Source organism: Bacillus sp. TH13, assembly GCF_016651175.1.
In the GTDB taxonomy this organism is placed as follows: Bacteria; Bacillota; Bacilli; order Bacillales; family Bacillaceae_G; genus Bacillus_A; species Bacillus_A thuringiensis_S.
Genome location: NZ_JAEKEJ010000025.1, coordinates 3,259,398 through 3,272,774, shown reverse-complemented (window position 1 = coordinate 3,272,774; position 13,377 = coordinate 3,259,398). Strand labels below are relative to the sequence as shown.

Here is a 13,377-nt window from a genome sequence, read left to right as displayed (position 1 = left end):
ATATATAAAATTATCTTTTTTATCATTCCAAACAAAAGTTAATTATAACATGATTTTCCCTGTATTTGTCCAACTGCCCAAAATTCACTATAATAAAATGTGGTTCCATGAATATAAGTACGAAAACACTTAAGTCTAGACTCGTTTTCAGCTATACTTTAGTATGTACAGTACATAACAAGATTAGAAATTTATTTGGAGGTGCTAACTATGGCAAAAGATAGTTCTTTTGACATCGTTTCGAAAGTAGAATTACCTGAAGTAACAAACGCAATTAATATCGCATTAAAGGAAATCCAAAACCGATATGACTTTAAAGGAAGTAAAAGTGATATTAAATTAGAAAAAGAAGTACTAGTTTTAACTTCTGATGACGAGTTCAAATTAGACCAAGTAAAAGATGTTTTAATTTCTAAACTTGTAAAACGTAACGTTCCAATTAAGAACTTAGATTACGGAAAAGTTGAAGCTGCAACTGGCAACACTGTTCGTCAACGCGCAACACTTCAACAAGGTATCGATAAAGATAACGCTAAAAAAATTAACAACATCATTAAAGAAATGAAATTAAAAGTAAAAACACAGGTACAAGATGATCAAGTACGTGTTACGGCGAAAAGCCGCGATGACTTACAAGCAGTAATTGCAGCTGTTCGTAGCGCTGATTTACCAATCGACGTACAGTTTATTAACTACCGCTAAAAAGAAAACTCCTCTTAATTAGAGGAGTTTTCTTTTTAGTTTTGTAGAGACAATATTACAAGAACAAACCATAGAAAAAAGGCATCTGCGATGAAAATTGCTAAGTGAACAGAGTCTAACCATACGAATACTTCACAAGTGAATGCATGATTAAACTAGGCCTTATTGTAGAATTTGTTTTATACATGTATTTAGCAGACCTTATTGAAAATAAGAAAAAGACACCTCAAGACGTTTCCCCCTTCGATTTGAATTACTTTTCTTAGTAACTACACCCTAGACCAAAGTCATCTTAAAAATCGCTGTAACTCATAATTCCTCTCCCCGCCAAAACGTAACAATTTATGAGTATAAGAATATTTCCCAACCTTTAATGTAATGTAAAATTAATAAGGATCTTAAAAAATGTTAATTAAAAAAGAGTTAGAAGTGGTTTTTTGAAGAAATTAATATTATGGTTTTTATTGGCCACATTCTCCCTAAATACTGTAGGATGTTCTAATAATACGAATACACTAACGGATAAGTCTAACTGTACCAACAAAGCTTGGTACAAAAAAACTATGTCATGTAATCATTTAAAAAACATTAAATAGTTAATGATAAAAGTCATAAGAAAAGACACATCAAAGCGCCTTCCTCCGACTTGAACCATCTTAATTTTAATCATATTTGGATGGAGTTAAAAAGAAGCATAAATGGTTAATAAAGATGCAGACTTCAAAATAAAAAAGTACGTTAAGGAAACTCTTATATTAAACACTAATATTCTAGAAGCAAGTTTATAAGTGTAAAACCTACAGGGATTTCCCCTGTAGGTTTTATTATATTTCAAGTGATTTCCAAATGAATTATGAGTGGCTTTTTTCAGTTTGGTTTTCAAAATATTTTTCTTTAACCATTTTTATCAGATTTTCTTTTTCTGTTAGTTCAAATATAAATAATGCTTTTTTCATGTTATTTGCAATATCTTCTTCATTCTGTTGTTTAAATCTTAATAAATTCCATCCTTTTAAATAGTACAGTTCACCTAATAAGTATAAAGTATTTAGATTAATAGCTAATTTGATGCCCTTATCAATGTATTTTACCGCTTCTTCATATTGATAGGTCATACCTAAACATTTCGCTAAATTAAAAATGATTTTTAATTTAATCGCTTTATCTCTCGGAAAATCTAACTTATTAAAATTAGTTAAACATCTTCCTAATATAGTAATACTTTTATCATATTCTTTATTTTCCGCATAAAATATAGACATTGTCTGCATAATATCTATTTCTCTTTCTGATAAAAAATCAACATTGGTTAAAGTTAGTTTTAATGCATTATTTAAAAGTTTTAAAGCAGTTTTTATGGATCTGTTCACCTCAAATACAGCAATTGCTTCATGCCATAGGAGAAATTGTTTATCTTCTTTTGCCTGGAATTTTTTTTCATCTTTCTCTTTTTTCACTATTTCATAAAGTTCTTTATATTGTTTTTGCTTTAAGCAATCTTTTATTACACATTTTACATTTTCTACATATTTAAATTTCTTGTTTTGAGTTAATGCAAATATATTATTCGGGTCAATACCAAGTCTTTCTGATAATTGATATAACAATATACTAGATGGATAAATCATACCTTTTTCTATTTTGCTAATTTGACTTTGCGAACATATTCCATGACATAATTCGGATTGTGATATATTTTTTTAATTCTAAGCTCTTTAATGGTAATACCCAAATCGTAAAATTCCATTTTCCCACCTACTATTTAGCACTATATTAGTATAAGAGTATTCTCTAACTTTTAATGTAATGTAAAATTAATATAGTTGCAATTATCGTTCGTTTCAAAGATCTTTCTCTATCCGTATTGACACAAAAACAGGCTAGGAAGAAGACTTTCTCCCTAACCTAGAACCCCCTCTCATTAGAGAAGTTTTCATTTTCGTATCGTTTCTCTTAAGAAATTTCATATCAACAGAATAAACACTATTGCCCCACCGAACAAACTTACAAATACAATAAGAAGACATGAACATAGAACGAGCACCTTCTCATCTACGTTTCCTTTTAACTGCAATTAAAAACGCAATAAATAATACATTCACACCAACGATTAAGGAGATAAATAACCAATTCACACCTGTTTCTCCGTTAACTTTATACACGTTTGATTCTTCACGCTTTAAAACGAGATAAAATCCCCCATTTTCCTCTCTTATAATTTCATCCTCTAACAATCCTCTTAACTCTTGTTTTTCACCAATCGCACTTGCAGGTAAGGAGACTTTTTGTGTTTCTTTCGTATTATTAATTGCTACTAAAGTTACTTCATTTTTATATTTTCGTTTTAGTATGCTCATCCCGCTCTTATCATACAATAGCTCAAACGTACCGCGTCGTAAAGACGGTCTCGCCTGTCTAAGTTCACCTAGTTTTGTTATGTGCTGCATAAATTTTTCGTCTGACTTAAAATCCATTAATCGTCTATTATCGGGTACACTTCCTCCATCTAATGCAATTTCAGTTCCGTAATAAAAATTCGGAATTCCAGGTGATGTTAACAGATATGTAAGCGCCAGTTTTAAACGTGATGGCGGATAATACATATTTTCTTTTGCAATACGCGCATATCTTTTTGTTTCTTGATCATCTAAAAACGTAACAAATTCCCCTTCTTTTTTACTCACATCGTATAACGATTTCACCGATACATCCGCTTTGGAAAACGATTCTACTATTTTTTCGTTGTATTCGCTATCCTCCTTTGTCATAATACGAAAATCTTTCTTTATCACTTGCATATCTTTTTGCGCGTTATCCCAAAAGGAACGCGGCTTTTTTTCACTATGTATAACATAACTTCCGTCTAAATCAACTTCTTTTATCCACCATTTCATTGCGTCAATTACCTGTTGTTCGTTTTCTCCAAGCGGAAATTGAAATACAACTTTCATTCCTTTTGCCTGAGCTTCTTTTACAAGTTCTTTCACATCATTTTCTGTCCCGAAATGTTCATTTACCTTTTTAAAATTTCGCACGTCTAATCCATCGTACTTTCCACTTTCAAAAAGTGGCGAAAGCATAACGGTAGTAAAACCCATTTCTTTTATGTAATCCAACCTTTTTATAATTCCTCTTATATCCCCGCCTTGATACCCTTCTAAATTACCAACTTCTAACTGTTTGTCATTTTTCGGTTCTCCATTATTGAAGCGATCAATCATAATGGAGTATATAACTTCATCTCGCCACTCTCTTTTTTCGTCTGCAAAAGTATGTATTGGTACAAACAAAACAACAGCTAAGCAAAAACAAATGAATAGTTTCCTAGTCCGTATTTTTCCCACACGCATCCCCCAAGCTTTTTAATTGTAAGAATATTATACCAATTATCCGAATGAAACGCATATGTCGATTTTAATCCTCACAAAATAATTCATGTTAGATTTCCTGACATCATGTATATAATTTTCTGAATTTTTAGTTGATTTTTAGTTTAATTTCGAATATGATATGAAACATAACAAATAGATGTTATTTTTTCTAACATTACAGGAGGAGAGCTCATGAATATGGGAGATACAGTTTTTATGTTTGTGACGACAGTAATGGTCATGTTGATGACACCAGGATTGGCACTTTTTTATGGAGGTATGGTTCGCAGCAAAAATGTACTCAGTACAACGATGCATAGTTATAGCGCAATGGCTATCGTTTCGATTCAATGGATTGTTATCGGCTATTCTTTATCATTCGGACCAGATTGGCACGGGATTATCGGTACACTTGATTGGTTCGGTCTAAACGGAGTTACCTACGCACCAAATCCAGACTACTCATCTACTATTCCTCACAATTTATTCATGATGTTTCAACTCATGTTCGCCATTTTAACTCCAGCTTTAATTTCAGGTGCATTCGCTGAAAGAATGCGATTTTCTGCCTTTCTTATTTTTATCCTTCTATGGACAACGATCGTTTACAATCCTGTCGCTCATTGGGTATGGGGCGTCGGCGGGTGGCTAAGGGAACTTGGCGCACTAGACTTCGCTGGCGGAAACGTCGTTCACATCACTTCCGGAGTTGCTGGTCTTGTATTAGCTATTTTCCTTGGAAAACGAAAAAACATAAATGGTTCTTCTCCTCATCATTTGCCATTTACAATGTTAGGCGCAGGCTTATTATGGTTTGGCTGGTTCGGTTTTAACGTCGGCAGCGCATTATCCTTAAACGACGTAGCTTTAACTGCATTTGTTAATACAAATATAGCCGCTGCTGCCTCCGCTCTAACTTGGATGCTTTCTGAATGGTTCTTCCAATCAAAACCGACTGCGATGGGAGCTGCTTGCGGAGTTGTTTCTGGTCTAGTCGCTATTACACCAGCTTGCGGGTTCGTTACACCTTTCTCCGCTCTTCTTATCGGAGCAATTGGTGGTATATTATGCTTTGGCGCCGTTTTCTTCTTAAAAACAAAATTCGGGTATGACGATACACTTGATGCCTTTGGATGCCACGGTATCGGAGGAACTTGGGGCGGTATTGCAACAGGACTATTTGCAACTACTACCGTAAACGGGGATGGTGCGAACGGATTGTTTTACGGAAATGCGGCTTTACTGTTTAAACAACTTATAGCGATCGGTGCAACATATGCATTCACGATCATCATGACGTATGCCATTATTAAAGTTATTAACTTCTTCCTCCCTGTTCGAGTAGATGAGCACGAGGAACACATGGGACTTGATATTTCGATGCATGGCGAGAAGGCTTATGAACATGCAGAGCGAGCAAACTAAAAAAGAGATGCAATCTATTAGTAATAGATTGCATCCCTTTTTTTGCGCACGGGGCAACATACCCCGCCTAGTATAAATGTAAATATATCAACGATTTTTCAAATATATCGATTGTTTCTTTCAATATATCAACGGTTCGACACAACATATCGATTTACAAACAAATTCCGACATAATTTACACGCAAAATACCCCACATAAATTTATACAAAAAAGACGACCGAAACCCGGTCGTCTTTTCCTATTTATTTCGGAGCATTTCCTACATATTGCGTAATATCAACATTTAACGCCTGCGCTAAACGCATACCGTATTCTTGATCTGCACGGAAGAAGTTACAAACAGCTAGTAATTTCGTGCGTTCATTTACGTCTTTTAGATCATTTGTTAAGTTTGCAATTAAGTTATCTTGCTCTTCTTTAGAGAATGAACGGTAACGCTCACCTGCTTGTTTAAAGTCATTTGGTTTCTCGATTTTTTCACGAGATACATAGCCTTCTACTTTCATAGTTGAATCGCGGTAAGCTTTGTCTTCAACTGGATTCTCCGCATGACGGCTCGGTTCGTAGTTGATTGTAGATGGGTTTTGATTCATTTGCATCGCACCATCACGTTGTTGGTTATGAACAGCTGCGTACGGGCAGTTTACAGGAATTTGCAAGTAATTTGCACCAAGACGATAACGCTGTGTATCTGGGTAAGAGAATAAACGACCTTGTAATAATTTATCTTCCGATGGTTCAATACCATTTACAGTTGCACTTGGAGAGAATGCTACTTGTTCTACTTCTGCAAAGAAGTTTTTCGGATTACGATTTAACGTCATTGTCCCTACTTCAATTAACGGGAAGCGATCTTCTGGCCATACTTTCGTTGGATCTAGTGGATCAAAGTCTAAAGAATCCATTTCATCAAGTTGCATAACTTGTACGTGTAAATCCCATTTCGGATGATTTCCTTTTTCGATTGCGTCGAACAAGTCACGAGTTGCATGATTGAAGTCTTTCCCTTGTACTTCTTGCACTTCTTTCGCATTTAAGTTACGTACACCTTGCTGCGGTTTCCAGTGGTATTTAATATAAACAATTTTACCTTCTTCATTAATCCATTTAAATGAATGGACGCCGAAACCTTCCATTTCACGATAGCTTGCTGGTGTACCATAATCAGAAAATACCCATGTCATCATATGTGTAGACTCTGGAGTTAACGTCATGAAATCCCAATAACGATCTGGCGTTTGAATATTTGTATCCGGTGCTGGTTTTAAAGAATGAACCATGTCAGGGAATTTAATTGCATCACGAATGAAGAAAACTGGTAAATGATTACCTACGATATCGTAGTTTCCTTCTTCTGTATAAAATTTAACTGCGAAACCGCGTGGGTCACGAGCTGTTTCCGGAGAACCTTGACCATGAATAACCGTTGAAAAACGAACAAATACAGGTGTTTCAGTTCCTTCATTTTGTAAAAATGCTGCTTTCGTATATGGCTTCATGCTATTTTTCGTTACGAATACACCGTGAGCACCTGCACCACGTGCATGCACAACACGCTCCGGAATACGTTCACGATCAAAGTGTGCAAGTTTTTCTACTAAATGATAGTCTTCTAATAATACTGGTCCACGACGACCAGCTGTACGAGAATTTTGGTTGTCTCCAACTGGAGCACCTTGGTTTGTTGTTAAGCGATTATTTGGATTCATCTAGGGGGATCCTCCTCTTTCTTTCGTAGTAATTATTATTTATTTAAAATTATTATAAACTAATTATTATTTAAAACTAAATCTTTGTCAACTATTTCCTTCACTTTTTTTGAAACAATTTCAGCCAAACAGTCGATAAATGCAGATTGTGCATTCGGCATATTTGGTCTAAAATATTTGGCATTTAATTCATCAGTTACAACTTTACATTCATAATCGTTGTCATATAAAACTTCTAAATGCTCCGCTACAAAGCCAATTGGGCAATATATGAAAGATTCGTACCCATGGTCTTCATATAAATCTTTCGTTAAATCTTGCACATCTGGACCAATCCATGGATCAAGAGTATTCCCAGCACTTTGCCAACCAATTGTATAGTTTTGAATATTTGCAGCTTCTGCAATTAAATCTGCCGTATACTTTAGTTGTTCTACATATGGGTCTCCTGCTGCAATAATTTTTTCTGGCAAACTATGCGCCGAAAAAATTACGACTGTTTTCTCTTTATCTTCAATCTTTGTAAATGTTTCTTTTATTTGCTCTGCCCAATACGAAATAAACTTCGGTTCATCGTACCATTGTTCAATTGGTTCAATAACAGGACCACCGATTTCTTTTGAAAGACGAATAGCACGGTCATTATACGCTTTAATGCTAAATGTAGAATAGTGCGGTGCTAATACGATACTAATCGCCTGCTCAATTCCATCTCGCTTCATTTCCTCTACAGCCTCTTCTATAAATGGCGCAGTATGTTTTAAACCTAAGTAACAAGTAAATTCATACTCTGTAAATATGTTATTCATTGAATCTGTTAATTTATGCGCCTGCTCTTTCGTAATTTTTGCAAGCGGCGAAATTCCACCAATCGCTTTATAGCGCCCAATTAAATCTTCAAGCGCTTCTTCTGACGGCTTACGCCCGTGACGGATATGTGTATAATATGCCTCTACATCGTCTAATGATTCTGGTGTTCCATACGCCATTACGAGTAAACCTATTTTTTTCTTTGTCATCTATATAACACCTCAATTTTATAAATGAGAATCCTTTTCAGAACGTTTGTTTCCAATTATAACAAGCAATAATAAGTACGTCAAAATAATAATTCTAATTAAGTATTATTTATAAGGTGATTTTGAATTTTATATGACAATTTCTTTAATAAAAAGCGACTTACATAATTGCAAGCCGCTTTTCCCTTATTCCTTAATATTTACCCCATATTCTTTAAACCAAACGTGAATTTGTGCTAAATGAGCTAAAAGCTGTGGCCCAGTCATCAATTGACCAAACCATGGTGTTTGAAATGCACTGCCACCAGACTGAATTAATCCGTTCAACTGCTCTTTATCAAACAATTCGTGTAAAATTGAACCTTTATCTGTTAATAGATTTTGAAGCCATACCGTTACTGCCTTTGTATAGTGTGGATTGTGCGTTTTCGGATAAGGACTCTTCTTCCTATATAAGATGTCATGTGGGAGTACATCTTCTAACGCTTTACGTAATAGACCTTTTTCGCGGTTTTTATACATTTTCATTTCCCAAGGAATATTCCACGCATATTCGACAAGACGATGATCTGCAAACGGAACACGTACTTCTAAGCTTGCCCCCATACTCATGCGGTCTTTTCTGTCTAATAATGTTGTCATAAACCATACCATATTTAAATAAAATAATTGGCGTCTTTTTGCTTCTAGCGGACTTTCTCCCTCTAAAATAGGAACTTCTTGAATGGATTCTTCATAACGCTGCTGTACATATTGTTGTAAATTTAATTTATTTCTCCATTCTCTCTTTAGCAATTGTTCACGCGCTTCTGTAGAGCGCATCCACGGAAACGCACTCGATTGTAAATCATCTTCTCTATAAAACCACGGATAACCACCAAATATTTCGTCTGCACATTCCCCAGATAAACCAACGACAAAATCTTGTTTAATTTCACGGCAAAACCATAGTAATGACGAATCGATATCTGCCATACCAGGCAAATCACGAACGAGTACGGCTTCTGTTAAATACTGCGCTAATTGTTCATTTGAAATGACGCAACGATGGTGGATTGTTTGAAACGTCTCCGTCATCAAATGAATAAATGGTGCATCTGAATTTGGCTGGAACGCATTCGCTTTAAAGTATTTGTCATTATCTTCATAATCAACAGAGTATGTGTGTAATTGTCCTTTTCCTGACCTTACATATTCTTTTGCAGCAATTGCTGTTATAGCGCTCGAATCTACACCCCCTGATAGAAAAGTACATAGTGGTACATCAGAAACGAGCTGCCTTGTAATCGCATCTTGTAATAAAAAGCGTGTTTTTTCTACTGTTTCTTCAAAGGAGTCTTCATGTTTTTTGCTTTCCACATTCCAATATCTCCATATGCATAAACCGTTCTTTGAAAATGTCATCGCATGACCTGGACGTAATTCTTTTATACCAGCATAAATACCGTGGCCAGGCGTTCTTGACGGTCCGAGTCCGAATATTTCTGATAATCCTTCTAACGTTACTTCCGCCTTCACATCTGGATGCGACAATATCGCTTTTAACTCCGAACCAAATAATAAGCGTCCACTATCATATTTATAAAAAAGTGGCTTTACACCTAATCGATCTCGCGCAATAAATACTTGTTCTTTCTGTTCGTCCCATACTGCAAACGCATATATACCGTTTAAATGATCGACACATTCTTCTTTCCATTCAATATAAGAAGCTAATAATACTTCTGTATCAGAATGACCTTTGAACGTATATCCTCTTCTTAATAATTCCTTTCGAATGTCTTCTGTGTTATAAAGTTCACCGTTATAGCAAATGGCGTAATTCGTTTCATCTTTTAAACAAGTCATCGGTTGTTTACCACCCTCAGGATCAACAACGATTAAACGTTTATGCCCAAATGCGACATTGCCTTTAATCCAAACTTTATTATCATCCGGACCACGTTTGGCTAACGTCTCAGCCATCTTCGTAACGACATCTCTTTCTCCTTCTAATGAGCGTTTATAATCCACCCATCCTGTAATCCCGCACATATAAATCATCCTTCCATCTTATTTCTTTTCTTGAACGTGCAGTAATCCCCACCCTAAGAGTGCGGATCAAAAAATGAAAAACTTGACGATAACCTACTATCCACATATGGAATAGCATTCTCACTCAGTAAAACGTGTTTTATTGTATGCCCACCTATGTCTATATGTGTCTAGTTATAAAGAATGCACGAACTGTCTATAACAGGAATAACTACTTTTCATAAAGGAGAAATCGTGTATGATACAACGTAAACATATTTTATATAACCAGCCCCGTGCTCATACAGTCGGTAATGTAGAATATATAAACAATGAATGGGTATTCTTTGATGATGAAAATGATGAAGCGTTTTTATTAGAAGATATTGCCGAAGATGGGTTTGAAATTTTATATAATAACAATTGGCTACCAGCCCGTTTCTATGAACAAGATGTATTGCAAATCGCCAACGAGCAACACCATTTGCAAAATGGTGAAATGATACGTATTCGAAAAAAGTTACTTCTTAGTTATAATGAATGGCTCGAGGAATTACCTGACTCCGTCTTCACATTATTAACTGAATCATTGCAATCACTTCACTACTCTTTATATGATTGCATGTATTGTCATAATTATTTATCTTTCTTACCGAAAGAGGAGTCACGCGAAGGAGTAAATATTCTTTTGTTTGATAACGAAGAGATGATCTGTACACTGCAGCATCATTTCGTTCGTCACACTACGTCAAATAAAAATATGTTCCGTTTTACGAAAGTAAATGGAGAAGAGTTGCATATCGATGCGACATAAAGTGAAACTTTAATCAGTGGGGCAACCCCCACTGATTATTAACCTTCACCAATCGGGTGTTTACGAGCAGTTGATCTCCCACCTAACTTCTTTGCTTAAGCTGAATTTTGAGGTGGGAGTTTTACTGCCCGTTAATACGGGATAACGTAAAAAACCACCTTATCTCCCAAGTCTTTGAGGATTATAAGGTGGTTTTATTTTTATTTGAATACGTACCAGCCAAGTGGCAATTTCAGTCCTAAGTATAATACTGCTACTAGCGCAACAATAAATAAGCCCCAAACCGCCCCTGTTGGTTTGTTTTTGCTCATTTTCACAAGAACCATTTCCATTCCACCGATAACTAAAATACCAGCTAACATTTTTAAGCCATACCACATGTGCATGCTACCTGTTGCGGTCTTCACAATACTCATGTACAACATGAAGCCTGTCACAATAATGATGATATACATTAGGCGAAGCCCCATATGTACACCTTTACCTTTTCTTCCTGCTGAATAAAGTGAATACGCAACGAAGAATAAAATTAAACCTAACGCCCATGCTGTAATATGCATATGTACCATCGTATCCCTTACCTCCTCTTTTCACACTTTTTCACTCTATATGATAACATGTTCATTTATTTTCAGGAAATGTTTCGCTTTTTTACATTTAAATGATATAATATTTAGAGTATTTACAAACTTCTTGTAATAACAAAAGGGGGAACAATCATGATTCAAACTAAGGATATTATCGAACTTACAGACACATACGGAGCAAATAACTATCACCCACTTCCAATCGTTATTTCTAAAGCAGAAGGTGTTTGGGTAGAAGATCCTGAAGGAAACCGCTATATGGACTTATTAAGTGCATATTCTGCAGTAAACCAAGGTCATCGTCACCCGAAAATTATTAACGCTTTAATTGACCAAGCTAATCGTGTTACGTTAACTTCTCGTGCTTTCCATAGCGATCAATTAGGTCCTTGGTACGAAAAAGTTGCGAAACTAACTAATAAAGAAATGGTACTTCCAATGAATACAGGTGCTGAAGCTGTTGAAACTGCAATTAAAACAGTTCGTCGCTGGGCTTATGATGTGAAGAAAGTAGAAGCAAACCGTGCTGAAATCATCGTTTGTGAAGATAACTTCCACGGACGTACAATGGGTTCTGTTTCTATGTCTTCAAATGAAGAGTACAAGCGTGGATTCGGCCCAATGCTTCCTGGCATCGTTGTGATTCCTTACGGTGATTTAGAAGCATTAAAAGCCGCAATTACACCAAACACAGCTGCATTCATTTTAGAGCCAATTCAAGGTGAAGCAGGAATTAATATCCCACCAGCTGGTTACTTAAAAGAAGCTCTTGAAGTATGTAAAAAAGAAAACGTTTTATTCGTAGCAGATGAAATCCAAACAGGCTTAGGCCGTACTGGTAAAGTATTCGCTTGTGACTGGGACGATGTAACTCCTGACATGTACATACTTGGTAAAGCACTTGGTGGCGGTGTGTTCCCGATCTCTTGCGTTGCAGCAAATCGCGACATTTTAGGCGTATTTGAGCCAGGTTCTCACGGTTCTACATTCGGTGGTAATCCACTTGCATGCGCTGTGTCTATCGCAGCTCTTGAAGTGTTAGAAGAAGAAAAATTAACAGAGCGCTCTCTTCAATTAGGAGAAAAATTAGTTGGGCAATTAAAAGAAATTGATAACCCAATGATCACTGAAGTTCGCGGTAAAGGTTTATTCATCGGTATCGAATTAAACGAACCAGCTCGCCCTTACTGTGAACAACTAAAAGCAGCTGGTCTACTATGTAAAGAAACACACGAAAACGTAATTCGTATCGCACCACCTCTAGTAATCTCTGAAGAAGATTTAGAGTGGGCATTCCAAAAAATTAAAGCTGTATTATCGTAATAATAGAGAGGTTGTCCGACATCTTGGGACAACCTCTTTCTTTTTATATTCAATTATATTAAGATGAAATTGTAATTTTCTGTATTTTAAATTCGTAAAGGAGGTGCAATATGCTATTAAGATATGGTAAACAGATTAACTATTTAGCTACATCTTTTATTTTAGTTACATTCTTTGGCTTCCTACTTTCCACAACATGGCTTACTCACTACTCAACTCCTATTACATTCACACTACTGAAAGCATCATTTTGGATTGCTGTTATTCTTACTATCATTGGTTTTGGACGAGAAAAAAGTGCACTTACGGTTATACTATTTGGCATTTGTACACTTGCATTCATTGGCCTTTACACTTTTTCCGTTATCGATTACCTCTATAATCCAAGGCCATAAAAAAAAGCTATCTTTT

Annotated in this window: 10 protein-coding genes and 1 pseudogene; 5 read left to right on the top strand and 6 right to left on the bottom strand. The window is 35.7% G+C overall.

Features of this window, described 5'->3' with window-relative positions; translation table 11 throughout:
• Positions 1 to 210: 210 nt before the first annotated feature.
• The gene (locus JFU02_RS25365; RefSeq protein ID WP_001040146.1) at positions 211 to 702 is read left to right on the top strand and encodes a YajQ family cyclic di-GMP-binding protein; all 492 of its coding nucleotides are present in this window, start codon (positions 211 to 213) and stop codon (positions 700 to 702) included.
• An 851-nt stretch (positions 703 to 1,553) separates the two neighbouring features.
• On the opposite strand, the pseudogene JFU02_RS25360 reads toward JFU02_RS25365, so the two are convergent.
• A pseudogene (locus JFU02_RS25360) lies at positions 1,554 to 2,449 on the bottom strand (helix-turn-helix domain-containing protein).
• A 301-nt stretch (positions 2,450 to 2,750) separates the two neighbouring features.
• Entirely contained in the window at positions 2,751 to 4,052 is a 1,302-nt protein-coding gene (locus JFU02_RS25355) for an alpha-amylase family glycosyl hydrolase (RefSeq protein ID WP_097888852.1), read from the bottom strand.
• Positions 4,053 to 4,265: 213 nt separating this feature from the next.
• On the opposite strand from JFU02_RS25355, the gene JFU02_RS25350 reads away from it, so the two are divergent.
• Positions 4,266 to 5,498, top strand: coding sequence for an ammonium transporter (locus tag JFU02_RS25350; protein WP_201071857.1), 1,233 nt, complete (start codon positions 4,266 to 4,268; stop codon positions 5,496 to 5,498).
• Between the two features lie 245 nt (positions 5,499 to 5,743).
• Here the strand turns inward: JFU02_RS25350 and katB are convergent, their stop codons facing one another.
• From katB to asnB, 3 genes are all read right to left on the bottom strand, one after another.
• A complete protein-coding gene (katB, locus tag JFU02_RS25345; protein WP_001069164.1) occupies positions 5,744 to 7,210 on the bottom strand; it encodes a catalase KatB in 1,467 nt (488 codons plus the stop codon).
• Positions 7,211 to 7,269: 59 nt separating this feature from the next.
• Entirely contained in the window at positions 7,270 to 8,229 is a 960-nt protein-coding gene (gene hemH, locus JFU02_RS25340) for a ferrochelatase (RefSeq protein WP_097888850.1), read from the bottom strand.
• Between the two features lie 186 nt (positions 8,230 to 8,415).
• Positions 8,416 to 10,263 carry an asparagine synthase (glutamine-hydrolyzing) gene (gene asnB / locus JFU02_RS25335; RefSeq protein ID WP_097960522.1) on the bottom strand — a complete coding sequence of 616 codons (1,848 nt, stop codon included), beginning with the start codon at positions 10,261 to 10,263 and terminating at the stop codon, positions 8,416 to 8,418.
• Between the two features lie 238 nt (positions 10,264 to 10,501).
• Here asnB and JFU02_RS25330 point away from each other — a divergent pair, with 238 nt between their 5' ends.
• Positions 10,502 to 11,056, top strand: coding sequence for a DUF2777 domain-containing protein (locus JFU02_RS25330; RefSeq protein WP_000616044.1), 555 nt, complete (start codon positions 10,502 to 10,504; stop codon positions 11,054 to 11,056).
• A gap of 200 nt (positions 11,057 to 11,256) precedes the next feature.
• On the opposite strand, the gene JFU02_RS25325 is transcribed toward JFU02_RS25330, so the two are convergent.
• The gene (locus tag JFU02_RS25325; RefSeq protein WP_000233495.1) at positions 11,257 to 11,625 is read right to left on the bottom strand and encodes a YisL family protein; all 369 of its coding nucleotides are present in this window, start codon (positions 11,623 to 11,625) and stop codon (positions 11,257 to 11,259) included.
• 150 nt (positions 11,626 to 11,775) lie between these two features.
• Here JFU02_RS25325 and rocD point away from each other — a divergent pair, with 150 nt between their 5' ends.
• Together rocD and JFU02_RS25315 are read left to right on the top strand one after the other, a co-directional pair.
• Positions 11,776 to 12,966, top strand: a complete 1,191-nt coding sequence (gene rocD, locus JFU02_RS25320) for an ornithine aminotransferase (RefSeq protein ID WP_000616660.1) — start codon at positions 11,776 to 11,778, stop codon at positions 12,964 to 12,966.
• 110 nt (positions 12,967 to 13,076) lie between these two features.
• The gene (locus tag JFU02_RS25315) at positions 13,077 to 13,361 is read left to right on the top strand and encodes a hypothetical protein (RefSeq protein WP_000926871.1); all 285 of its coding nucleotides are present in this window, start codon (positions 13,077 to 13,079) and stop codon (positions 13,359 to 13,361) included.
• Positions 13,362 to 13,377: the final 16 nt, after the last annotated feature.